The following is a 22,979-nucleotide window of genomic DNA, read 5'->3' on the forward strand; positions in this document are numbered from 1 at the left end:
AACTTTTAAATTTAACGGTGTAAATATTGTAAAAGACAAAAAATGAAACCAGTTATAAAACTGGTTTCATTTAACACGAAGAAATTCATACAATTTTTCTAAGGTGATGATCATATATCTAGTCATTTCAAGTAAATCTTCCATTTGTTCTTCGGTAATCATTCTGTTAAAATCAATGGTTACTACATTCTTGATTGTTTCCTGACTATTTAATGGGTTCCATTCTACTTGCTGTGTAATTGTTCTAGAATGTCCCCAAATATCTAAAATAATCGTTTCTATTACTTGATAGTAATTTGTTTCATTAGGATGATGTAGAGTAAAAAACAGTTTAACGAACGCACCTGAAAGCTTACTTGTCACGAATTCAGGAGTAAGTTCTGCTGCCAAATTAGAGACCCCTGATTGTAATTCTATTGTTGCTGATGTAGTTCTTTTGCTATCTTGGGGAAATGTAAAACTTATATTAAACTGTCGGGACATCTTGGCTATATTAACCCAATCATTTCTATCTATAATATTAATATCCCCAGCCATGTCATGATCATACAGGGCACCTTCAATAATAACCTTCATGTTATCAAAGGCTGTTGGATCAAACATTTCCTTCGACTCCTTTAGAAAAGACCAAGCGCATTTCCTTTTTCATCTACATCCATCTTTAAGGCAGCTGGCTCCTTCGGAAGACCAGGCATTGTCATAACCTCTCCCGTTAAAGCAACAATAAACCCTGCACCAATTGATGGCTTAAATTCTCTGACGGTAATTGTAAAATCATACGGGCGGCCTAGTTTGGAAGGATCATCTGATAATGAATATTGAGTTTTCGCCATACAAATTGGTAAATTAGACCACCCAAACTTTTCAAACTCCATTAATTGCTTTTTCGCTTTCGTTGAAAACTCAACATCCTTTCCACCATAAACTTTTTGAACGATCGTTCTGACCTTTTCTTCTAAAGAATCAGAAAGATTATATAATGGTTTAAAGTTATTTTCAGCTGATTCTATCGTTGAAAGAAGTCTTTTAGCTAATTCAAGACCACCCTCACCGCCTTTTTCCCAAACCTCAGTAATGGCTGCAGGGACATTTTCTTCTTTACACCATTCTAATAATGTTTGAATTTCTTGGTCCGTATCGGTCATAAATCTATTAATCGCAACAACTACTGGAAGGCCAAAACTTTTAATCGTATCAATATGCTTTTTGAGATTGGCAATTCCAATTGTCAATGATGCAGCACTATTTTCATCTGCTAGTTTATGTTTTGGAACACCACCATGCATTTTTAATGCGCGTATAGTGGCCACGACCACCACTGCAGCAGGATAAATACCTGCACTTCTTGATTTGATATGTAAAAATTTTTCTGCCCCCAAATCAGCACCAAAACCAGCTTCTGTTATGACATAATCAGCCAACTTAGAAGCAGTCATAGTGGCAATAACACTATTACAGCCATGTGCAATATTCGCAAAAGGACCACCATGAATAAGAGCAGGTGTATGCTCAATGGTTTGAACCAAATTTGGCTTAACAGCATCTTTCAGCAATAAAGTTAACGCACCTTCTACCCCTAAATCCCCAACAGTCACAGGTTCTTTATGAATATTATAAGCAACCACTATTTTGGACAACCGATGTTTTAAATCCTTTAAATCCTTAGCTAAACATAAGACAGCCATTATTTCGGATGCTACTGTAATATCAAATCCGTCCTCCCTAGGGACACCTTGAAGAGGACCACCAAGTCCTACAATAACCTTTCTTAAGGCACGATCATTTAAATCCATCACACGCTTCCATACAATACGGCGCTGATCAATTTTCAATTCATTCCCTTGCTGGAGGTGATTATCGATTAATGCAGCCAAGGCATTATTGGCTGTTGTGATTGCATGCATATCTCCGGTAAAGTGAAGATTAATATCCTCCATTGGCAATACTTGCGCGTATCCTCCTCCAGTAGCTCCACCTTTAATTCCCATCGTTGGTCCGAGCGATGGTTCTCGCATCGCAATCATCGCTTTTTTCCCTAACCGGTTAAATGCATCACCGAGCCCAACTGTTACAGTTGATTTCCCTTCTCCAGCCGGTGTAGGATTAATAGATGTCACTAAAATAATCTTTCCTGATTGCTTCGTTTGAAGTCTTGCCAAAGCCTCATTCGAAATTTTTGCTTTGTATTTACCATATAGTTCAAGGTCTTCCTCTGCTAATCCTATTTTTTTAGCAATTTCAGTGATTGGCTTCATTTTTGCTGCCTGTGCAATTTCGATGTCTGACTTAACAATTGTTCCGATTCCCAACATAATCCCCCGCATTCAACATAAAATCGATCTACCTCTATATTGTAACAAAACAGTATTTTCATTCCGACAAAAAATTTGAGATAGGGTTACTCAAATGAATTTTCCAGTTTATTATAAGTGTATTAAATTTTTTAAATATTCATTGACTTATTGAATGTATCGTTGTATTAATGAATGTATCATACAACCAAATAAGGGGGGAATTTCAAGTGCCTATTAATATTCCAAAACTTTTGCCTGCTAGGGAAATTTTAGAAAAAGAAAATATTTTTATCATGGATGACGAACGAGCTGTCAGCCAGGATATTCGACCTTTAAATATTCTGATATTGAATTTAATGCCTGAAAAGGAAAAAGCAGAAACACAGATTTTAAGATTACTAGGGAATACACCATTACAGGTTAATGTTAAGTTTTTAAAGACAATCTCATACGAATCGACCCATACTAGCAAACAACATTTAGAACAGTTTTATACCACCTTTTCCAATGTACATCATCAAAAATTCGATGGAATGATCATTACCGGCGCTCCAGTAGAGTTATTAGAATTTAACCAAGTTAAATATTGGACTGAATTAACTGAAATCATGGAATGGACAAAAACGAACATCACATCAACTCTACATATTTGCTGGGGTGCGCAAGCAGCCCTATTCTATCATTATGGTATCGGAAAATTTGAGCTGCCTCGTAAATGTTCTGGAATTTATGCCCACCGCATTTTTGAACAAAATGAAATATTATTAAGGGGCTTTGATGACCATTTTTATGCACCGCATTCACGGTATACCGATGTATCGATTGATGCCATCAACAACCATCCAGAATTAAAATTGTTAGCAGCTTCTGATGATGCGGGGCCTTTATTAATCGCATCCAAAGATAGAAAACATGTTATGATTACAGGGCACTTGGAATATGATTCAGATACATTAGCACAAGAATATAAAAGGGATTTAAACAAAGGATTAAAGATTCATATCCCTGAAAACTATTTTCCAAACAATGATCCATCCCAACCTCCTGTTAATCGCTGGCGTTCTCACGGTCATCTCTTCTTTTCAAACTGGCTTAACTATTATGTATATCAGGAAACACCATATATATGGGAATAAAAAACTCGTCATATTGAGGCGAGTTTTTTTGTCATTTTTAGATTAAATTCTAGTTTCTTTAGAAACAATAAAAATGAATTGTAGAAAGGAGGACTTTCTCTGGAAACGATTGTCGCAATACATAGGAATCATTTTGGGGAAATAATCAGTTTCGTCACATCAGAAGGAAGAGTTATATCATACAAAAAAGCGATTATCGAGGCTGAAAATGGCTTACTTAATGGGGTACATACTCATTTTGACTCAGAAGGACACGTATCCCTATTACCTGATCATGCTCAAACCTTTGATCACTATCCGAATTTATTTTAAAAGCACCTGGCAATTCTTAACCAGGTGCTTTTTTCATTCAGCATTTTCATTTTGTCTTTGAATTTCTGCTAGGGCTTCCATTCGGCTTGGTTCTTCTTCAAAAAATTGAACAAGATCACCAATCCGGTCAATGGCATCCCAGCTTAAATGGTGCTCAATTCCTTCCACATCTTTATAAATATTTTCATCTTTGACACCAATAATTTTAAGAAATTGTTCAAGCAAGTCATGTCTAAAAACGAGGCGCTTCCCAATTTTTTTCCCTTTTGCAGTTAAACTAAACCCTCTATATTTTTCATAAACTAAATATTCATCTTTATCAAGCTTTTGAACCATTTTTGTTACTGAGGAGGGATGTACAGATAACGCTTCGGCAATATCAGATACCCTGGCGTATCCTTTTTCTTCAATTAAATTATAAATTTGTTCAATATAATCTTCCATACTCGGTGTTGGCATCCCTTACCCTCCAAATTCCGTATTCATAAAAAAGTTTCCTATTGACAATATACCTTCAAGTATTGATCTTACTCAAAAGGTTTATTGACGCTATATTATTTTAGCCTATGTTTAGGTTAGGGTTCAACCAATATCTTTATTTTAAAAATTTGTTTAAGGTTAGCACAAAGCTCTCAAAATTGCTTAAAAAGAACATCATCTAATATTTTTAAATAGTTCACGATAATTATCGACCACCTTAAAAATACACTTGCTCCCATTTTATAAATAATCATGAGCAATCGGTTACCTTAGACATGTAGTCATTTATAATCAGGTATAGAAATTGTAGTACCAGCTAGGATTTACTTGAGTGGATGATACAATAACCATTTTCCAGATCCATACTTTTTTACACTTTTAACGTTCTACTTTTCAAGAAATTCCATCTTCCAACTAAAATATTCGTTATCAGAATTTTTCTCATACCGTAAATGAGCGTTAAACTTATTCCCTTTTTTACTCGTTAGACCTTTGACCAAAACCACTCCATTTTTTAATAGACTCTTTACCATCGTTTTTGTAGGTTTCTTTTTCATAGCAGCTAAATATTTATCATTTTTCCAAATCACAAATTTGCAACCGTTTTTCCAATTACTGCATCCAAAGCCTTTTTGTCCTTCAATAATTCCATGTCCACAAACAGGACATTTACCAAGAATCTCAACAGATTTCTTTTCCTTTGATACTTCATTTATTATGATATCTCTTTCATTTTTTATTGTTTTAACAGCCTCTGTTGTAAAATTAAAAATGAAATTTAAAAAACTTTCTTTACTAAACTTTTGCTTTTCAATATCAGATAATGTTTTTTCTAATTTACCGGTAAATTCTAAGTCAAATAATTCCTTTACCGGAAATGTTTCAACTAACTTTCTTCCCAGTTCCGTACATATTAAATTTTTATTTTGAGTAGTAATATAGCCGACATCTTTTAACTTTTTAATAGTTTCAGCTCTTGTAGCTGGAGTACCAATGCTAAAACCACTTAAAATAGCTGCCATCATTTCTTCACTATCTTCATCCTCTTTGTCTCTACCCTTACCACATGTTTCCATTACTCTTAATAATGTTTTTTCTGTATGATGTTTCGGTGGTTTTGTCACATGTGTGGTCAATTGGTTATCTTCAATATTAACAACCTCATTAATATTCATGAACGGTAGTACAGTATCCTTAGATTCAACTTTCTCTACCTTTTTCCATCCTTCAACTAACTGTACTTTCCCTTTTGATGTAAACAGTCCTTTTATTTCATCATTATTCACTTTCGTGATAATTTTCGTTTCTTCATACTCAGCATTAGGCATAAACTGCATAATGAATCGATTTTTAATCGCATTATAAATAATTTCTTCGTCCCTCGATAAAGATTTTGGAAGTAAATATGTCGGAATAATCGCACTGTGACTTTCTACCTTTGAATTATCAAAAATACGTTTCTTTTTTACAAAAGTAATTTCATTCTCATATGGTAAACCTTTTTTTAAATGATTAAGTACATTTGCTGCCTTATCTACTAAACTTTCTTCTAATACGACACTTGCCGTACGTGGATATGTAATATATTTTTTTTCATAAAGGGATTGAGCTACATTTAAAACTTTATCAGAAGTCCACCCCTTATATTTACTAGTTATGAAACCTTGCAAATTCGAAAGGTTAAATAAATAGGGCGGATTTTCCTTTTTTAATTCAACCTTTTTGTCAATAATTGTGGCGGTTTGATTTTTTAGTGCTTGTTGGATAAATTCCAATGTTTCCTTATTCTTAAATTTATCCTCTTCATCTTCCACATAAATACCACTGTACTCATTACCATCCTTAGTTATAAATGTGGCGGTGAGTTTAAAATATTCTTCAGATACAAAGTTTTCAATTTCCTTATCTCGATCATAAATAATTTTTAAAGTTGGTAGAAGCACTCTTCCAATGTTTAGTGCCTTTCCAGAACCTTTCTGATACTTCAATGTTGCTACAGAGGTTAAGTTTATACCAATTATCCAATCTGCCCACTGACGACTAATGCCTGCGTCTAGAAGTGGCCTCATTTCTGTATTTGGCTTTAATTTTTGAAGTCCTTTTAAAACTTCATCTGGAGTCCATTCGTTCAATAATAACCGATAGACTTGTTTTTTTGTCTTGAGATTATAAATAATTGTATCTCCAATAACTTGTCCTTCCCGATCATAATCACAAGCGGATATGACTGCATCTACATCATTTCGTTTGATTAACTGGTATATGATTTTTAACTGCTTTTTGGCACCAAGATCTTCTTTATCTTTATTACGAGGGTCACTTTTTACTTTATATCGAAATTGAGAAGGGATAAATGGGAAGTTTTCCATTCTCCACCTTGTCATTCCCTCATCATAATCTTTTACATCATAAAGTTGTAATAAATGTCCAAATGCCCATGTAACAATATAAACTTTTCCTTCAAAATAACCATCTTTCCTATTTTTAATATTTAAGGCATCCGCAATATTTTTTGCGACTGATGGCTTTTCTGTAATAATCAATCTAACCATGAAGTACCTCCATCTCTCCCCTTCTGTGTTTCATATATATAACGTGGATGCCAATTTGGGTCCTTTTCTCTAATTTTTCAGGAATCATGTATTTGTATCTTTAACAAAAGAACAAAACTATGCCCTTTATTTTATTCTTTAATTAAATTATAAGTAAAGAATGATAAATACATTGTAAAATCATTTAAATTTACCATTTTAAAATAAAACAAAAATAATTCCGGTTTTTCAAAATTATTATAATAATAAAATCAAATCAACCAATTGACTGCTCCTCATATAGATTCATTTGAAAAGGGATTCTTTATTATACCAATTTTCCTCAGAAATAATATTTGATACGGTAATGATAAAAGATGGGATCCTTTCAATTTCAAAAATGATAGCACCAAAATTTTTGGTAAACATAATAAAGGCACTGCCATGAGAAAACTTTGTTAATCTTGTACCTATTTGCTGTAATGACATGAAAATCGCTTGTTTTTCTGCATCTTCTATCGATACTTGCGGAGAGAATCGTAAGATCCATTCCACACCCTCTATTGAAAATCGGAACATAAATTCCACCCCACCCGGAAACGTTATTAATTTACAATATGAGAGTGACAAGGAATTATGTTAGCCATTTTCCTTCTTGAATTATTTTTCATTTTATTGAGAATTCATCCTCTTTTCTTAAAAAAGACCTTTCGTTTCTTGACTGTCTATTTCCAATATTGTATATTTAAATCATCATGTAATCGAATACATAGCAAGTTCGCTGCGTTTTTTATTACATGGTAATTTTTATCTTTGGCACCTTTATTTGGTGTCTTGAAAGGCTTAGGAGGACGAAGTAAATGCAAAACGGTAAAGTAAAATGGTTTAACAATGAGAAAGGCTTCGGCTTTATCGAAGTGGAAGGCGGCGACGATGTATTCGTACATTTTAGCGCTATCCAAGGCGAAGGCTATAAATCATTAGAAGAAGGCCAAGAAGTTTCTTTTGAAATCGTTCAAGGAAACCGTGGGCCACAAGCTGCAAACGTAGTTAAACTATAATTGATAATCATGATGATTAAAGGCTGACCTAAGTCAGCCTTTTTATGTTTCTTAAATTCCGTATTCATTTAATTTTTTCCCAAATTCCTTAATTTTTTCTCCAACAGTACATTGTGAGATACAAAAACGATGGGCCGTTCTTTTACCGCATTCTTTCCTTAATTGCTTGTGCACAAAACATCCTACACAGAATTCGTTCATAATGTTTTCTACCTGACTTAAAAGTTCCTTTCTGACTTCACGTTCCACAAATAAATCGAAACCTCCGTCTCCTTATAGAATAATTGTTTTAGCATAGATCTCCTTTCCTTCAAGTGCCTGTGTTGCAAGCTTATCCGCTTCTTTGTTATCTTTTCTGGATATAACTGTATATCGTGGCCTAATCCCCATTTTATTTATCTTTTCTTCGATTCGATCAAGCCATCGGTTTAGAACCTCTTCATAACATGGCCATTCTCCTTCAAGCTGTTTTAAAACAACCTGGGAATCCCCCTTTATTTCACACGTTTTATATTCAACCCCCAATTCTTCCAAAATCCCTAATGCGAAATATAAGGCGGCATATTCTGCTTCATTATTCGTTTCCATTTCATTAAATAAATTGTTAGCACGGATACGGTATTTCTTTTTTCCTTGATGATAAAAAATTACCGCACCAAGGCCAGCTTGATAAGTTTCCTTCTGAAATCCACCGTCAAAATAGAGGGTAATATCATGAGGTTCTTCCTCTATTTCTAATAATAATTTTCTCATTTCCTTCATATTCCAGCTGACGCCCATTTCATCGTAAAAATACAAATCAGTTACTTTTCCATTGCGTTCAAGCTCCTCACCCAACTGAATGGCTGATTCAGCAGAAATCCAATCCGAGGAGCATTGGACTTTTTCCTTATTCTTTAAGATTTGTTTCCATTCAATCCTATAATTCATTGCTTTCAGCCCTTCTTTAATTAAACTAACTAATTTTATCCTAACTCATAATTTAAATTTACATATTTCACGTAAGTTTACATACGAAACATTATTTATCCTTATAGTGTTAATATATGATAAACTTCCATTTATATAAGATAAAGGAAAGAATCGGAGGCATATACCAAATGAAAAAAACAATGATTGCAGATTTTAGCTTACTTTTTGTTGCATTAATTTGGGGGATGACCTTTGTTCTCGTGCAAAATGCAATAGAATATTTAGAACCGTTTGCCTTTAATGGTATACGATTCCTTCTTGCAGCCCTAATACTATTGGCAACTCTACTAATTTTTGATAACAAAGCACTTAAACAATTCGATTTTAAAATCATTATGACTGGGATATTTATTGGCTTTTGGCTATTTCTTGGCTATGTCACACAAACGATTGGTCTACAATACACCACATCCTCCAAGGCAGGTTTTATAACTGGACTAAGCGTTGTACTAGTACCATTGTTTTCCATGATTTTATTAAAACAGATTCCAAGTAAAAACGCGATTTTCGGTGTACTTATAGCAACTGTAGGTCTTTTCTTTCTAACGATGGTCGATGTGACAGCAATGAACAGAGGAGATGGATTTGTATTTGTTTGTGCCATAAGTTTCGCCCTGCACATTATTTTTACTGGTAAATTTTCGAGTAAATATCCTACACTTTTATTGACTATTTTACAAATCTCGACAGTTTCAATATTATCCCTAATATCCTCTTTTATATTCGAAGATTGGAAAAAATCAATGAGTATGGACATATTATTTACCAAATCTGTAATCATTGCACTATTTATTACTAGTGTATTTGCGACAGCAATAGCTTTTTTTATCCAAACTAATTTTCAAAAATATACCTCTACCACTCGGGTGGCGATAATTTTTGCTATGGAGCCTGTATTTGCTGCCATAACAGGCTATTATTGGGCAAATGAACACCTATCTTCCAGTGCTATTATTGGATGTTTTCTCATTTTTACCGGAATGATCTTTGCAGAACTTCCTCAAAAGAATTTTTCCATTCTATCCAAAGACAAAAGTATAGGAGGATAATAAAAACAGAACTCCCTTTTCGAAAAAAGTGGAGTTCTGTTTGTTTTATATGGCAAGTAGTTCGTGGTCTTTTACAAACTTAATGGCGTCCTTTCTAGTATGAATTTGATTCTTAACAAACGTTTCCAGCAAAGAAACATAAAAACTGCCATCAAATTTTTTTTGTGCTTTTAACGTTAATTCGATTGCCGTATTGATCATTTCATCTGATGCATTCGTATAATGCTTTCCAAAGTAAATAAAACCGACAACGTCTTCTTGAAATTGAAACCCTTTCCCTCTCAAGTATTGCAAATAATCATCCACAGTTTGCATGGAAAAAACCAACCCTCTCCAACTATGTTGAAAATCCCTTTAAAATTTTAACTTAAATTTCGACAATTTTCTATCTTTTTCTGTGAAATGGTGTCCGATTAGTCCAACTAGAATACCTAGAACGGCTCCTCCAAGGACCTCTTCAGGTTCATGGCCTAACATTTCTTTTAATTTTTTTGGAGATTTCTCTTTAAATTCCATGCTTTCTTTCTTATGAATTTTCTCAATTAGCTCATTTAAGGAATTAACTTTTAATGTTAATTCCCCTGTCTGTCTTCTTACTCCTTGGGCATCATACATAACAATCAATCCGTAAATTAATGATAAAGCAAAGTCTACAGTCGATAGTCCCCTTCTTAATGCGATATACGTTGTTAAGGTAGAGACTCCTGCAGAATGTGAACTAGGCATTCCTCCAGTACCAAAAAACAAGTCTGGTCTCCATTCCTTCTTTTTTAAATAATGAATGGGAATTTTTAATCCTTGAGCAAGCCCAATGCTTAGCAAGGCTAAATATACACCTTTGTTCATTTTATCCCCCCTTATGTTAGTGTGAGAAAGCGTGAGTTTTATTATTCTAACTGGAAATACTACAAATATGGAGGTGAATCAATGTGGGTAAAAAGAAAGGAGCAAGCCGAGGAGTAAAAGCTCCAGGTGTAAATCCACAAGGGTACGGCCAAGATGCTGAATTTGCTGAATCACCCAAAAGTGAACTAGAAAACAGAGCCAAAAAATCAAATACAAAAATTTAAATTTTAACAGGTGCTAGTGTCTTTTTAACAGCAGAGTATGATTTCCTCCTAAAGCTTTCACATTGAGGTTTAACAACGCTCTTGTTCCCAAACTATCCTTTTCTCCCTAAGACATTTCGGGAGAAAAGTGAAACATCACAATGTGAACGAGCTTACACTATGGTCAAATAACTTATATTTTAAAAAAACTGGCTGTCTAAAAGACAGCCAGTGAATTGTTGCGTTTAGGAAATAAATTTTTCTTCCATTGGAAGAAGACGGTTGATACTGCGAAGCTCTAAATCCATTAATTTTTTCATTGCTTTTTCTTTTTCAATTATTAGCAATGATTCTTCTAGACTGCAGCTAACTGGAACATCACATTTTATTTCAGCCAACTTTCTATACAAATAGAGCATGTCCATATCCTGCTCAATTTTCGTTTTTTGTGAATTAGTTAGTTTGTTAAGGTTGGAAATAATACCATCAATATGCTCAAATTGTTGGAGCAATTTAAGAGCCGTTTTCTCCCCAATTCCGCGTACTCCAGGATAATTATCACTTGCATCTCCCATCAATGCCTTTAAATCAATTAATTGACTTGGGAATATTCCTTTTTCCTCATAAAAAGATTGAGGGGTATGCACTTGGTAATTTCCAAAACCTTTTTTCAACATGATTACTGAAATCCGTTCATCTAAAAGTTGTAAAATATCTTGGTCCCCCGTTAATATGAAAACATGTACATGTTCCTTCATTTTTTTGGCAATTGTCCCAATGCAGTCATCCGCTTCAAAGCCTTCCAATCCAATGTTAGGAATATTAAAAGATTCAACTACTTCTTTTGCTAAGTCAAATTGGGGGATTAATTCCACTGGAGGTTCTCCCCTATTTCCTTTGTAGTCCGGATATAATTCTGTTCTAAAGGTCTTGCTTCCCATATCCCAGCAAACAGCCAAGTGAGTCGGTTTAAACCTAGATACAGCAGTAAACATATGCTTTATAAAGCCATGAATTCCATTCGTCGGAATACCTTTTGAGTTTATCATATATTGGCCAGAAACAGCCGTTGCATAAAAGGCTCGAAATAATAGAGCCATACCGTCAACCAGCATGAGTGTAGATTTATGTTGATTCATCAATGTCCTCCCAAATGATTCGAAAAATGGTATGCGATTCATTATACCATAATTAACTTAATCTATTTTATTTTCATCATAGGAGATCCAATCGCTGAAGCTACCGACATATAGCCTCACATTTTTATATCCCGCTTCTTTTAAAGCTAAAAAGTTCGGACATGCAGTAACTCCTGAACCACAGTATACGATGATTTGTTTGGCCGGATTTACGTCTGAAAAACGTTTCTTTTGTTCCTCTAAGGAATTAAATATACCGTTATTTAGCCCTTTTAACCAAGGCTTATTTATTGCCCCAGGAATATGCCCTGCCTTTTTATCAATTGGTTCTTCTATGCCTAAAAATCTTTTCTCCTCGCGCGAGTCGATTAATAGAATGTCCTCTCTATTGCCAAGTACTGCTTCTCTGACTTCTTCCATAGAAGCCCTTAATTCAGGTTTTGGTTGGGGAATAAATTTTGCCATTTCATAGGATGGTAACTCAGTAGAAACTGGAAAACCCGCCTTTAACCATTGTTTATATCCACCATTCAATACATAAACCTTTTCATGACCTAGGTACTGCAACAACCACCAAAAACGCGCTGCAAACGCACTCTCGCCGTTGTCATAAGCAATAATTGTTTTCGTTTGATCAATACCCGCTTTCTCAAGTTTACGGCATAATACTTCGATATCTGGCATTGGATGTCGTCCACCGTGAACTTGAACAGGACCAGATAAATCTTTTTCTAAATCAAAATAAACCGCACCCGGCAAATGGCCTTCTAAATACTCATTTTTTCCTTTTTCAGGAACTGATAATGTAAAACGGCAATCGACAATCCTTATGTTACTGTCATCCAAATTTTCTTTTAGCCATTCTTTCTCCACAACGTATTTCACGATCCTCACCCCTATTCTAGTTCTATTATCCAATTTCACTTTGAATCTTTGTTAATACGTCCACAGATACACCACCATCTAATGTAGCGAGTAGACTTAAATAAAAATCATTTACTTGCTCCATCATTTGATTTATAAGGAGGTTAAATTCCTCTGACAATTCCTCTGTGAAATGGTGGATCATGCGCTCCCCTTCTATCTTAAGATAGTTATCTGCAGGAGAATTTAAGACACGGTTAAGCTCTTCACTCATGAATTTCTTTTCATTTTTTTCAAAAAATGATTTTGGGTTATTAAAGTAAGATTTTGCTTTTGTAAACAAGTGTTGATCGAGATTTTGGAATGCAATAGGAAAATCAATTTCTCTTCCTTTTTTCTTTTCATAGATGGAGAAAGATAAATCTGGATTTACTTCTTTCAATTTTCTCACTAACGTTGATTGGTAATCCGACATAATCTTTTCTATGAATCGTTCTAGTCTTACAGTAGTAGCCCTCATTTCTTGTGCAAAATCAAAACCAAGACTTTCTAAAAATTCTTCCAATGCCGATTGCAAGACTTTTTTCAAATTCCGTCCATCCACTCTCAATATCGAAGGGTTAAAAGATTCTTTAAAGAAATCATTAAAACGGAAGAAAACACGTTGTTTTATATAATAAATTAATTCTTCAGCCTCCTGATGAAGGTGATTCTTTAACGGTTCAACCGTTTCATTATTAAAGATCCGATTGATTGTGGCTCTTTGTTTCTCTATATTCATACGTTTCTGCTCTTTAACAGTTTGGTCTTCTTTTGCATTGTGAATCAGTCGGTCAATTAATTCCCGCACACGATCAATTTCTTTTTGGGCAGAGGTAATTACCACATCTGTCAGGTCATGATTGATAAAATAATAAAACTCTTTCTCAAACTGGTTAATGCCCGAATTAAAGTCACTATTATGGATAGTCTTCTCTTTTAGAGCATTCAAACTGGATAACGGATAGAGATGTGGTTTTCTAATCCCGTATTTAACAAGCTGCTCTGTGACATATTGAACCACAGCCTCTTTCTCTTCTTTATTTTCAGCCAGATCAATCGCATTAATGATAAAGAACATTTTATCCATTTGGAATGATTCTTTCACACGTCCCAACTGGATTAAAAATTCACGGTCAGCTTTTGAAAAGGCATGGTTATAATACGTAACAAAAAGAATGGCATCTGAATTTTTAATATAATCAAAGGCAACACCGGTATGACGTGCATTGATAGAATCTGCTCCTGGTGTATCGACTAAGGTAATTCCCTTACGAGTTAACTCACAATCATAGTAAAACTCGATCCATTCAACAAAACAGGATCTTTCTTCTTTAGCTACAAATTCGTGAAATTCAGTCACATCTGTTTGTAAGACGTCTCCAAGCCTATTCACATAAGTGTCATACCCTTTATGAAAAGCTTTTAGAAAGGCATAATGCGTTTTTTCTAATACACCTTTCTGCCCTTCCTCGATAAAAATCTGATCAATTAATTTAAACGCCTCCGCAAAATCCTTAGCTTGTAAATCAAATACCTTTAAGGAACGGTTTATGTCCTCTAACATCGACTCTCTTTCTTTAAATTTTACTAGAACTGTTCCATGCTGATAGTCTGCTGTTATAGGTTTAATTTTGTTAATAGCGGCTGTTGTAGGATTAGGCGAAACCGGTAAAACTTTATCCCCTATTAATGCATTGGCAAAAGAAGATTTTCCTGCACTAAATGCACCAAATAAGGCTACTGTAAATCCTTTATTTTCAAGTCTTGAAGCCTTCTCAACCAATTCTTCAGCTAGCTTTTGAAAACCCGGTAAATCCTGAATCAACTTGGCGACATGCAGAAGCTTCTTCACCGTCGGCTTTAAATGTGCCTCCGCATTTTCAACATCTTTTCCTTCCTTCACAACCAAATTTTTTGGTTGTTCCGATACAGGATAGATACCATTCGTCTCCATTTTTTCCATTGTGCTAGACACCAATTCTTGTGCCGTTTTAGGTTTAATGACTTCAAACTCTTCTTCTTCCTTAGAAAAAAGATTGTTTGGATCTACAGAGTATGTTTCGGTTTGGTTAAGCAGTTTATTAATGTCAGATTCCACTGCATTCAGAGTATCTTTGTATTTTTGAAGTTCGGAACGTGCTTTAATATATTTTTCAAGTTTTATATATTCTTTCTCGTACTGCTGCTTTAATTTTACTGATTGCAGTTTTACCGCTTCTAAAAATTGATTTTTAAATTCTGTCAATTCATTTCTAGCCAATTTCTTAATTTCATTTGCAACATCTTCTGTGTAATGAAGTAGATATTCTCCAGATAAACGGGCACCCGGCTTAACTGAATTAATTATCACATCTTTCTTGAATGTAATGGAGTAAGATTGAGCCAAAACAAGCAGATCTCCTTGATCAAGCCCATATTCCTTGATCGTACGCAAAAGGAATTCACGTATATGCCACTCAACTTGAGTTTTCGTTTTTTCTAATATATCCTGATAAAACTTCTCAAGTCTTGCTATTCGTTCCTCTTCGGTCTTTTTCTTGGCAAATAAGAAGCCTACTTTAAATTCCGGCTGACAAGCCTCTAAATAACTTTCTGCCAATGCCCTTGTTTCAAATGGCATTATATAAGCATTTTTTAATATTTGGCTAATTCCCTCATCCAATTCTTTTCCTTCATTTCTTCCATCTTCAGTGAATGTGTTTATCTGTCCTTCTAGCCTCTGGTAAGTTTCTTCCAATTCTTCTTTTTCTTGCTCTGACAATTCAGTTAAAGTGTTAATTAATGGATTCATCTTTTCTTCCATTTTTTTATTTAATTGTTGCAAATGATCTTGTGCAATCTTTTTTAAAGAGTGATACATGGAAGGTATTATTAATTCATCCTTAGCCGCCAATTTATCATCTATAAATGACTTTAGATTTTGAAATTCATTGAACGGATGCTCAGGGTTCTTCAGTGAAGTATAAAAAATTTTAGAAGGATTTACTCCCCAAGATGCAAACGATTCCACTACACTTTTTTGAAATTCAAAAAAACTTAGTTCCTCCTCATTATGCTTATCAATTTGATTAACAATAAGGTAGATCTCTTTCCCCGCTTCCGTTAATTCCTTGGTAAACAGAAAATTCAATTCAGCCTGAACATGATTATAGTCCATAACATAAAAAATTAAATCAGCTAGATGAATTGCAGACTCAGTGGCAATTCGGTGTGCATCATCCGCTGAGTCAATGCCAGGTGTATCCATAATGACTGTATTTTCCGGTAATTTGGAATGGCGATGACTGATCTCAATTGATTCAATAGCATCCCCATCTTTGCAATAATTTTTGACTAAATGATAATCATATGGAGCTAAATAAAGACGAGGTTTCTCATGTTTAAAAAACACTTTAGCATATTCATCACCAGATTTTACTTTTACTAAATTGGCACTGGTTGGGATCGGGCTTGAAGGTAGTAAATTTTCCCCAATTACCCGATTTATCATGGTTGATTTTCCTGCGGAAAAATGCCCACAAAAAGCAATGGAAAACTCACGATTTCTAAGCTTTACAGCAAGCTGTTTCACTTTTTCAGCACTCAGAAAATCTTCTTTTTCTAAATAGTATTCATGGAATGAAATTAATTTTTGTTTTAATGTTTGGACCGTTTCTTGTTGAACTGTTGTTTTTGCCATTTATACTAATACCCCTTAAGAACGTTATGATACGTTTATTTTATACGATAATTCAAACTTTTCCTATCTTGACATGTATATTCCCAAATAAAAACAAAAAAGCCGAAGACAAAAGTCTCTTCGGCTTTAACTTTAAATAAGGTTATTGCGTAACATTCTTTAAAACGTATTTCATAATAAATGCATAGATAATGATGGTCCCGCCTACGAACGCATAGGTCATATGTAGACACCTACCTTTTTTAAGGTTGTGTTGAGAATGATTTTCATCCTTAATCAAATTTTATCACAGGTGATAATCATTTTCAATACTCCTCCCGTATATGAAAACAATTATTTAACAATTTTCGGAATAAAGCGGTTGCAATCCTGAAATGCTTTTTTATATTCAGTTAAACTATTTAGGGCTTTCTCTTCCTCTTGTATGCGGATTGATAACAAGTACAGATTTATAATGGTAAATATTAAAGATGTCCAAATGCATTGAAACAATATTGGAATCATCATAATCTCTGTGATTACAACTAAATAATTGGGATGTTTCATATACTTGTACGGTCCATTTTGTATTACTTTTGCATAGGGTTGGACAATAATTTTCGTATTCCAATATTTTCCTAATGTGAAAATAACCCATATTCTAAGGAATTGAACAATAATAATGATCATCAATATTACCGGCCAAAATGGAGATAACTCTTTATTGAACATTATTTTTTCAATAATTAGTGAGATAAAGAATAATACATGGATCAACACTATACTGCGATATTGTTTTTCTCCAAATTCTATAGCTCCTTGCAGCTTCATCCATTTCTCATTTTTTCTAGCAATTAAGAGTTCACCCATCCGCTGAAAGATAAGAATACCAATCATGTTAATAAAAGGAAAAATATCATTCATTCAAACCACCTTAACAATATTAATTCCGAACTAAAGCCTGGCCCTAGAGCTACACAGAGTCCATAAGATCCTCTTGGGATTTTCTTCTCTAAATGCTGTTTAAGCACATAAAATATGGTCGCTGATGACATATTTCCATACTGTTGTAATACATACATGGAATCTTCCAAAATGGATGCTGGTATATTTAAGGCATGCCTATAGGCATCTATAATCTTTTTTCCACCAGGATGTGCAATAAAATAATCAATTTTCTTTAACTCAATATGATGTTTCTCCAAGAATTCATTCACATTGGGTTTTAGCCAGCTTTCTACAATATGAGGTATGTCCCTCGAAAAAATAACAAATAAACCATCGTTTTTTATGTCCCATCCCATCACATCCAATGAATTTGGCATCAACGTTGATTGAGTCGCCATAATCGAGGGAATCGTCTCTTTTTGCCGATACTCATCCATATTACTTTCATCACCGCACACTAAAGCACATGCCACCCCATCGGCAAAAAGAGATGTCCCGATCAAATTACTTTTTGAAAGATCATTCTTTTGGAATGTTAAACTGCAAAACTCTACTGAAAGGACAAGCACTTTTGCCTTCGGAAATGCTTGACAATATTCATAAGCCCTCGATAGTCCAGCCACTCCTCCAGCACAACCAAGTCCCCAGATTGGAATCCTCTTTGTATGCTTATGAAATGGAAGATGATTCATTATCCTTGCTTCTATACTGGGAGTCGCAAATCCGGTGGATGTAATAAAAAAGATGGCATCTATTTCTTCATAAGGAATTCGTTTTTTTAAAAAACTATTTTTGCCTAAACATGCGGAAATTGCTTTTGTACCAAGAGATACTGCTGCTTCAATAAATATACGATTCCGTTCCTCAAAACTATGGTTTTCGTGAAACCAGTCAATATGATGTAGTATATGCCTCTTTTTGATCTCACCATTTTTAAAAACCATCAGTAAGCGGTCGATATCCTTATAAGCAGCCCCAAATAGCTCTCGTACAAACTCTGCTACCTGCGTTTGTGAAATTTGTACTGGTGGAATAACCTCTGCAACTGAAAGAATTGTGGGCATTCTCATTCTCCTTCATAACATAGGTAACCATAATTTTCCCCATTGTTTGTTCATTATTCAAAATAAAAAAAGCTTCTCCTACTTAAGGAGAAGCAGACGTTTTGAAGGTTGTTGTTGTGCATTTTTATTATATCCTGAAATAAAACTACCTTCATTACATAAACATTTCCAATTTATTTATCTATCAGGCTGTTTTTGAACTTCTATTATTATTTTATTTTTCACCAATTTCCCACAAATTTTACAATATTCTATTTTGCTATATAAAAGACAACATTGATGGCAATAGTATTTCACCAATTAAACCACCACCGTTTCCAAAAAAAATAGATTATATGTTTATCTTATTTTCATCCATTCGAAGTGGTGAGAAAAAATCTTAAAAAATGAGGATACATATTTTTCTTTAGACAATTTAAATCAATTATCTGTATCACAGATAAAGTGTGATTGTTCACACTTTATTCATATTTACCTAGGTCAAAAGTGATATATATCACTGTTACATCAAGTTTTTAACATTAACATTGTAGTTACTTAAGGAATGAACAATTTGTGGATTTTATGGAATTTATCTTTTCCTTTCACAATTGTTTTGTATGATGAAAGTGAACTTAACTCAATTATTTTTACATGTTTTGAAGGGAGTGTGGATTATGGCGAAACCAGAACTTAAAACAAATCAAAAAACTCAAGTGGAAGATCGTTCTTCACTCAAGGGAACATTAGCATCCGTTTTCTTATTGGGACTATTTATTATCGTTTCATGGGTTAGTGTCTACTACTTATTCGTAGATCGTTTTTAATGATTAAGGGGGGAAAGTTTATGCATATGCATAAATTTGAAAAAATTTGGCTGACTTTTGGTATAGGCTGTCTTGTCGTTTTTTTAACAGTCGTTGGCGTAAGCGCCTTCTACCTAGGCAATAAACCTGCGAGCTGTTTAACTACAATTGATCCTGAAAAGGTTACACAAACAAAACCTTTTGATAAACCAGGACTCCATAAAGTCGAAGGAAAAGAATGGGATTATGAATTAGTTTTTGTTGCATCTGCCTTTTCCTATCAACCTGCACAAGTAGAGGTACCGTTAGGAGCAAAAGTCAAGGTGATTGCAACAACAACTGATGTCGTCCATGGTCTTGAAGTAGCGGGAACGAACATTAACATGATGCTTGAACCTGGCTATATCAATGAATATACTACGACATTTGATAAAGCTGGTGAATATCTAATCGTTTGTAATGAATACTGTGGAACTGGTCACCATTTAATGTTCTCAAAGATTGAGGTGGTAGAAAAATGATTAATGTAACAGCAGCAAAAATCAAGGTTGACCCTCGTGATGCTAAGCTTTCCATGGCTCACTTCTTTGTTGCATTCACTGCACTTGCTCTTGGTGGATTAATGGGGCTCCTACAAACGCTTGTTAGATCAGGCAAATTTGAACTACCTTTTGGAATTGGATATTATCAAGTACTAACTGTACATGGTGTATTAATGGGGCTTGTTCTTACAACTTTCTTTATAATGGGATTTCAATATGCTGCCGTCTCAAGAACTGCCGGCACTCATTCAAATGCAGCCAGACGTACAGGCTGGATTGGCTTTTGGTTAATGACAATTGGAACGCTTATGTCTGCCACAATGGTATTATTAAATGAAGCAACTGTTTTATATACATTCTACGCACCACTTCAAGCACATTGGATCTTTTATTTAGGCTTAACTTTCGTTGTAATAGGGAGCTGGATTGATGGTGCTGCACAAATTATGACCTATGCAAAATGGCGAAAAAACAATCCAGGACAACCAAGCCCTTTATTGAGCTTTATGGCTGTCATTAATACGGTCATGTGGATTGTTGCAACATTAGGAGTTGCTGCTACCGTTTTATTCCAATTATTGCCTTGGTCACTCGGTTTGGTTGAAACAGTTGACGTGCTAGTAAGCCGTACCCTATTCTGGTATTTTGGCCATCCGCTAGTTTATTTCTGGTTACTTCCAGCTTACATGTGCTGGTATGCTATTATTCCAAAAATTATTGGTGGAAAAATTTTCTCAGATTCTTTGGCTCGTTTATCTTTTATTCTTTTCTTACTCTTTTCCATACCTGTCGGATTTCACCACCAATTAACTGAGCCAGGTATTGATCCGGTTTGGAAATTTATTCAAGTAATTTTAACCTTTATGGTTGTAATTCCATCATTAATGACAGCATTTTCTTTATTTGCTACATTTGAAAGATATGGTCGCAGCAAAGGAGCTACAGGATTATTTGGCTGGTTAAAAGTGCTCCCATGGAATGACGCTCGATTTATTGTTCCTTTTATCGGTATGGTTTCATTTATTCCAGCAGGTGCAGGTGGTATTATTAATGCCTCAAACCAAATGGACCAAGTTGTTCATAATACAATTTGGGTAACCGGTCACTTCCATTTAACGGCTGCCACTTCTGTAGTATTAACATTTTTTGGAATTTCCTATTGGCTAGTACCTCATCTTACTGGTCGAAAATTAACTAAAGCCATGAATAAATTGGGTATCATTCAGGCATGGGTTTGGTTTATCGGTATGGCTTTCATGTCAGGTGCCATGCACTTTCAAGGATTACTTGGAGGACCAAGACGTTCCTCATTCTCAACTTACGGCAATTCACAGCAAGCGCTTGAATGGATTCCTTATCAAATTGCACAGGCAGTTGGAGGAACGATTTTATTCCTTGGAATCATTTTAGTACTCATCATATTTATCAATCTTGCCTTCTTTGCACCAAAAGGGGAAGAGGAATTCCCAGTTGGGGAAGCAGAGAACTTATCAGAGAAAGCTCCTATGGTATTTGAAAACTGGAAATTATGGCTTGGTATTACAGCAGCCCTCATTCTTTTTGCCTATACTGTTCCATTTATAGACATTATTCAAAATGCACCACCGGGATCCAAAGGGTTCAAAACATGGTAAAGTAATAATGAGGCTTCAATCTAATGGATTGAAGCCTTTTGTTTTTTTGGAATATTAATAAGCGTGACTGAAATTAAGATAATTATTGATCCAAATGCTTGAATGATACCAAAACCTTCTTCATACAAAAAAACACCTAATAATGTGGCCACAACTGGTTCCACTGTTGCTACAATTGCTGCTTTACTTCCATCCAGCTGCTCAAGTCCCTTAGTATAAAATAAATATGCGATTACCGTAGGAACTAGACCCAAACCAACCCCATAAATAAGTACATCACTACTAAAGAGCATCATGCCCTTTTCCCAAAGACTTGTTAATGGTATTAATGCTAAAGAAGCGACTATAAAAGTATAATATGTAACTGTAAAAGGGGGATATTTTAATAAGGCAAATTTCCCAAATATCGTATATAAAGCATAACCAAAACCTGCACCTAGTCCTGTGATAATACCTATCATATTAATAGATGAAGTATCTCCAACCTGCACACCCGTGATGAGAATACACCCCAGAATTGTTCCGATAACAGAAACAACCTTAATCCAATCCATTTTTTCCTTTAAAAAGAAATAAGATAAAACTGTGACAAATGCCGGTGCTGTATATAATAAAATCACAGCCATCGACAAGTTCATTTGATTTATCGAAGAAAAATAGCACCAATTAAACAAAACTATACTAAAAATTCCTGTCCCGATAAATAATTTCACATCCTTAACTGAAATCGCCATTTGTGAACGGTATTTTCTTATACCGATGAAGGTAAGCAACAAGGTTGCTATTACCACTCTTATAGTGACAATTTCCATAGAAGAAAAACCAATGAACGATAGTTTCCTTACAAAAATGGCAATAATCCCCCATAAAGAAGCACTTATGGCAATGAATAATATTGGCAGAGCTTTTTTCAATTTAACTGATCTACCTTTCTACTATACTTCCCTAATTTTTCTACTTTCACGAAAAATTCCCCCTTATATCTCAATAATTTTATCATACTTTTCAAAAAATAGGTTTTGGGATAAATATAAAAAAAAACAACAGAAATAGATTCTGTTGTAAAATAATGATAGAAAAAGAGGATGCATAGTATTATAAATGAATGTAACTAGAGAGGGTGTGAGTTATCGTACACTTTGTGCCAATAGAAATTACTTTTTACTGATTGCCACTTTCCAGATTTCAGGGCCCTCTTCAAGGTATTCCCAAGTGAACTGCTCAGGTCTCTCCATCATAAACTGATAGAGAAGTGGTCTTGGATCATGATCATTAACAATTTGCATTGTTTTACCAGATGCTAACTCATCAAAGGCTTTAAAAATGGTTGGATGTTTTTCCTTTGGAGGATAATCTGGTACATGAATCACTTTTTCATAAGTTTCCATTATTTTCACTCCTTCTATGTAACTTCTTTTC

At 34.5% G+C, this 22,979-nt stretch carries 24 protein-coding genes; 8 read left to right on the top strand and 16 right to left on the bottom strand.

The genetic code is table 11. The annotated features are described in order from the left end of the window. Positions 1-66: 66 nt before the first annotated feature. Entirely contained in the window at positions 67-603 is a 537-nt protein-coding gene (locus G4Z05_RS08800; protein WP_163251568.1) for a hypothetical protein, read from the bottom strand. A gap of 14 nt (positions 604-617) precedes the next feature. Continuing rightward, complete coding sequence (locus G4Z05_RS08805; protein ID WP_163251570.1) at positions 618-2,309, bottom strand: formate--tetrahydrofolate ligase; 1,692 nt, start codon at positions 2,307-2,309, stop codon at positions 618-620. 212 nt (positions 2,310-2,521) lie between these two features. On the opposite strand from G4Z05_RS08805, the gene metA reads away from it, so the two are divergent. Together metA and G4Z05_RS16705 are read left to right on the top strand one after the other, a co-directional pair. After that, a complete protein-coding gene (gene metA, locus G4Z05_RS08810; protein WP_163251572.1) occupies positions 2,522-3,430 on the top strand; it encodes a homoserine O-acetyltransferase MetA in 909 nt (302 codons plus the stop codon). Between the two features lie 117 nt (positions 3,431-3,547). Beyond that, positions 3,548-3,742 carry a DUF3892 domain-containing protein gene (locus tag G4Z05_RS16705; RefSeq protein WP_395534595.1) on the top strand — a complete coding sequence of 65 codons (195 nt, stop codon included), beginning with the start codon at positions 3,548-3,550 and terminating at the stop codon, positions 3,740-3,742. 33 nt (positions 3,743-3,775) lie between these two features. Here the strand turns inward: G4Z05_RS16705 and mntR are convergent, their stop codons facing one another. The 3 genes from mntR to G4Z05_RS08825 all read right to left on the bottom strand — a co-directional run bounded on the left by mntR (position 3,776) and on the right by G4Z05_RS08825 (position 7,332). Continuing rightward, positions 3,776-4,201, bottom strand: coding sequence for a transcriptional regulator MntR (gene mntR, locus G4Z05_RS08815; RefSeq protein ID WP_163251574.1), 426 nt, complete (start codon positions 4,199-4,201; stop codon positions 3,776-3,778). 407 nt (positions 4,202-4,608) lie between these two features. Beyond that, positions 4,609-6,774 (bottom strand): type IA DNA topoisomerase, encoded by a 2,166-nt coding sequence (locus tag G4Z05_RS08820; protein ID WP_163251576.1) that lies wholly within the window; start codon positions 6,772-6,774, stop codon positions 4,609-4,611. Positions 6,775-7,059: 285 nt separating this feature from the next. Then, positions 7,060-7,332, bottom strand: coding sequence for a hypothetical protein (locus G4Z05_RS08825; RefSeq protein WP_163251578.1), 273 nt, complete (start codon positions 7,330-7,332; stop codon positions 7,060-7,062). Between the two features lie 281 nt (positions 7,333-7,613). Here G4Z05_RS08825 and cspD point away from each other — a divergent pair, with 281 nt between their 5' ends. Continuing rightward, positions 7,614-7,814 carry a cold-shock protein CspD gene (cspD, locus tag G4Z05_RS08830; RefSeq protein WP_038535749.1) on the top strand — a complete coding sequence of 67 codons (201 nt, stop codon included), beginning with the start codon at positions 7,614-7,616 and terminating at the stop codon, positions 7,812-7,814. A 51-nt stretch (positions 7,815-7,865) separates the two neighbouring features. Here cspD and G4Z05_RS08835 read toward each other — a convergent pair whose 3' ends face one another. After that, a complete protein-coding gene (locus tag G4Z05_RS08835) occupies positions 7,866-8,063 on the bottom strand; it encodes a zinc-finger domain-containing protein (protein WP_163251580.1) in 198 nt (65 codons plus the stop codon). A 24-nt stretch (positions 8,064-8,087) separates the two neighbouring features. Next, complete coding sequence (locus G4Z05_RS08840; RefSeq protein ID WP_163251581.1) at positions 8,088-8,744, bottom strand: reverse transcriptase-like protein; 657 nt, start codon at positions 8,742-8,744, stop codon at positions 8,088-8,090. A gap of 170 nt (positions 8,745-8,914) precedes the next feature. Between G4Z05_RS08840 and G4Z05_RS08845 the strand changes: the two genes are divergently transcribed. Continuing rightward, positions 8,915-9,835 carry a DMT family transporter gene (locus G4Z05_RS08845; protein WP_163251583.1) on the top strand — a complete coding sequence of 307 codons (921 nt, stop codon included), beginning with the start codon at positions 8,915-8,917 and terminating at the stop codon, positions 9,833-9,835. Between the two features lie 45 nt (positions 9,836-9,880). Here G4Z05_RS08845 and G4Z05_RS08850 read toward each other — a convergent pair whose 3' ends face one another. Next, positions 9,881-10,150, bottom strand: coding sequence for a DUF6123 family protein (locus G4Z05_RS08850; RefSeq protein WP_163251585.1), 270 nt, complete (start codon positions 10,148-10,150; stop codon positions 9,881-9,883). Between the two features lie 39 nt (positions 10,151-10,189). Further along, positions 10,190-10,681, bottom strand: coding sequence for a divergent PAP2 family protein (locus G4Z05_RS08855; RefSeq protein WP_163251587.1), 492 nt, complete (start codon positions 10,679-10,681; stop codon positions 10,190-10,192). Positions 10,682-10,764: 83 nt separating this feature from the next. On the opposite strand from G4Z05_RS08855, the gene sspL reads away from it, so the two are divergent. Beyond that, positions 10,765-10,905: a small, acid-soluble spore protein L gene (sspL, locus tag G4Z05_RS08860; protein ID WP_163251589.1), complete on the top strand. Its 141-nt coding sequence runs from the start codon at positions 10,765-10,767 to the stop codon at positions 10,903-10,905. A gap of 224 nt (positions 10,906-11,129) precedes the next feature. On the opposite strand, the gene G4Z05_RS08865 is transcribed toward sspL, so the two are convergent. The 5 genes from G4Z05_RS08865 to G4Z05_RS08885 all read right to left on the bottom strand — a co-directional run bounded on the left by G4Z05_RS08865 (position 11,130) and on the right by G4Z05_RS08885 (position 18,599). After that, entirely contained in the window at positions 11,130-12,023 is an 894-nt protein-coding gene (locus tag G4Z05_RS08865; protein WP_163251591.1) for a 5'-3' exonuclease, read from the bottom strand. A 57-nt stretch (positions 12,024-12,080) separates the two neighbouring features. Next, positions 12,081-12,908 carry a sulfurtransferase gene (locus tag G4Z05_RS08870; protein ID WP_163251593.1) on the bottom strand — a complete coding sequence of 276 codons (828 nt, stop codon included), beginning with the start codon at positions 12,906-12,908 and terminating at the stop codon, positions 12,081-12,083. A gap of 25 nt (positions 12,909-12,933) precedes the next feature. Beyond that, positions 12,934-16,608, bottom strand: a complete 3,675-nt coding sequence (locus G4Z05_RS08875; protein ID WP_163251595.1) for a dynamin family protein — start codon at positions 16,606-16,608, stop codon at positions 12,934-12,936. A gap of 333 nt (positions 16,609-16,941) precedes the next feature. Further along, positions 16,942-17,511, bottom strand: coding sequence for an isoprenylcysteine carboxyl methyltransferase family protein (locus G4Z05_RS08880; RefSeq protein ID WP_163251597.1), 570 nt, complete (start codon positions 17,509-17,511; stop codon positions 16,942-16,944). Further along, positions 17,508-18,599 carry a type III polyketide synthase gene (locus G4Z05_RS08885; protein WP_163251598.1) on the bottom strand — a complete coding sequence of 364 codons (1,092 nt, stop codon included), beginning with the start codon at positions 18,597-18,599 and terminating at the stop codon, positions 17,508-17,510. The genes G4Z05_RS08880 and G4Z05_RS08885 overlap by 4 nt, the downstream gene beginning before the upstream one ends. A 656-nt stretch (positions 18,600-19,255) precedes the next feature. Between G4Z05_RS08885 and G4Z05_RS08890 the strand changes: the two genes are divergently transcribed. From G4Z05_RS08890 to G4Z05_RS08900, 3 genes are read left to right on the top strand one after another with little or no spacing between them, the layout of a single operon-like run. Continuing rightward, positions 19,256-19,405 (top strand): cytochrome c oxidase subunit 2A, encoded by a 150-nt coding sequence (locus G4Z05_RS08890; RefSeq protein WP_163251600.1) that lies wholly within the window; start codon positions 19,256-19,258, stop codon positions 19,403-19,405. A gap of 20 nt (positions 19,406-19,425) precedes the next feature. Next, positions 19,426-19,905 (top strand): cytochrome c oxidase subunit II, encoded by a 480-nt coding sequence (locus tag G4Z05_RS08895; RefSeq protein ID WP_038535770.1) that lies wholly within the window; start codon positions 19,426-19,428, stop codon positions 19,903-19,905. Then, positions 19,902-21,560 carry a b(o/a)3-type cytochrome-c oxidase subunit 1 gene (locus G4Z05_RS08900; protein ID WP_163251602.1) on the top strand — a complete coding sequence of 553 codons (1,659 nt, stop codon included), beginning with the start codon at positions 19,902-19,904 and terminating at the stop codon, positions 21,558-21,560. Before G4Z05_RS08895 ends, G4Z05_RS08900 begins: the two co-directional genes overlap by 4 nt. Before the next feature lie 20 nt (positions 21,561-21,580). Here G4Z05_RS08900 and G4Z05_RS08905 read toward each other — a convergent pair whose 3' ends face one another. Both G4Z05_RS08905 and G4Z05_RS08910 read right to left on the bottom strand, forming a co-directional pair. Next, positions 21,581-22,474: a DMT family transporter gene (locus tag G4Z05_RS08905; RefSeq protein ID WP_163251604.1), complete on the bottom strand. Its 894-nt coding sequence runs from the start codon at positions 22,472-22,474 to the stop codon at positions 21,581-21,583. A gap of 240 nt (positions 22,475-22,714) precedes the next feature. Continuing rightward, positions 22,715-22,948, bottom strand: a complete 234-nt coding sequence (locus G4Z05_RS08910) for a DUF2249 domain-containing protein (RefSeq protein WP_163251606.1) — start codon at positions 22,946-22,948, stop codon at positions 22,715-22,717. Positions 22,949-22,979: the final 31 nt, after the last annotated feature.

Source organism: Neobacillus thermocopriae, from assembly GCF_010975035.1.
Classification (GTDB): domain Bacteria; phylum Bacillota; class Bacilli; order Bacillales; family Cytobacillaceae; genus Neobacillus; species Neobacillus thermocopriae.

Coding starts and splice junctions, on each gene's coding strand:
- G4Z05_RS08800 (WP_163251568.1), bottom strand. CDS start 603: ATGTTTGATCCAACAGCCTTTGATAACATGAAGGTTATTATTGAAGGT.
- mntR (WP_163251574.1), bottom strand. CDS start 4,201: ATGCCAACACCGAGTATGGAAGATTATATTGAACAAATTTATAATTTA.
- G4Z05_RS08820 (WP_163251576.1), bottom strand. CDS start 6,774: ATGGTTAGATTGATTATTACAGAAAAGCCATCAGTCGCAAAAAATATT.
- G4Z05_RS08825 (WP_163251578.1), bottom strand. CDS start 7,332: ATGTTCCGATTTTCAATAGAGGGTGTGGAATGGATCTTACGATTCTCT.
- cspD (WP_038535749.1), top strand. CDS start 7,614: ATGCAAAACGGTAAAGTAAAATGGTTTAACAATGAGAAAGGCTTCGGC.
- G4Z05_RS08840 (WP_163251581.1), bottom strand. CDS start 8,744: ATGAATTATAGGATTGAATGGAAACAAATCTTAAAGAATAAGGAAAAA.
- G4Z05_RS08845 (WP_163251583.1), top strand. CDS start 8,915: ATGAAAAAAACAATGATTGCAGATTTTAGCTTACTTTTTGTTGCATTA.
- G4Z05_RS08850 (WP_163251585.1), bottom strand. CDS start 10,150: ATGCAAACTGTGGATGATTATTTGCAATACTTGAGAGGGAAAGGGTTT.
- G4Z05_RS08855 (WP_163251587.1), bottom strand. CDS start 10,681: ATGAACAAAGGTGTATATTTAGCCTTGCTAAGCATTGGGCTTGCTCAA.
- G4Z05_RS08865 (WP_163251591.1), bottom strand. CDS start 12,023: ATGAATCAACATAAATCTACACTCATGCTGGTTGACGGTATGGCTCTA.
- G4Z05_RS08875 (WP_163251595.1), bottom strand. CDS start 16,608: ATGGCAAAAACAACAGTTCAACAAGAAACGGTCCAAACATTAAAACAA.
- G4Z05_RS08880 (WP_163251597.1), bottom strand. CDS start 17,511: ATGAATGATATTTTTCCTTTTATTAACATGATTGGTATTCTTATCTTT.
- G4Z05_RS08885 (WP_163251598.1), bottom strand. CDS start 18,599: ATGCCCACAATTCTTTCAGTTGCAGAGGTTATTCCACCAGTACAAATT.
- G4Z05_RS08890 (WP_163251600.1), top strand. CDS start 19,256: ATGGCGAAACCAGAACTTAAAACAAATCAAAAAACTCAAGTGGAAGAT.
- G4Z05_RS08895 (WP_038535770.1), top strand. CDS start 19,426: ATGCATATGCATAAATTTGAAAAAATTTGGCTGACTTTTGGTATAGGC.
- G4Z05_RS08900 (WP_163251602.1), top strand. CDS start 19,902: ATGATTAATGTAACAGCAGCAAAAATCAAGGTTGACCCTCGTGATGCT.
- G4Z05_RS08910 (WP_163251606.1), bottom strand. CDS start 22,948: ATGGAAACTTATGAAAAAGTGATTCATGTACCAGATTATCCTCCAAAG.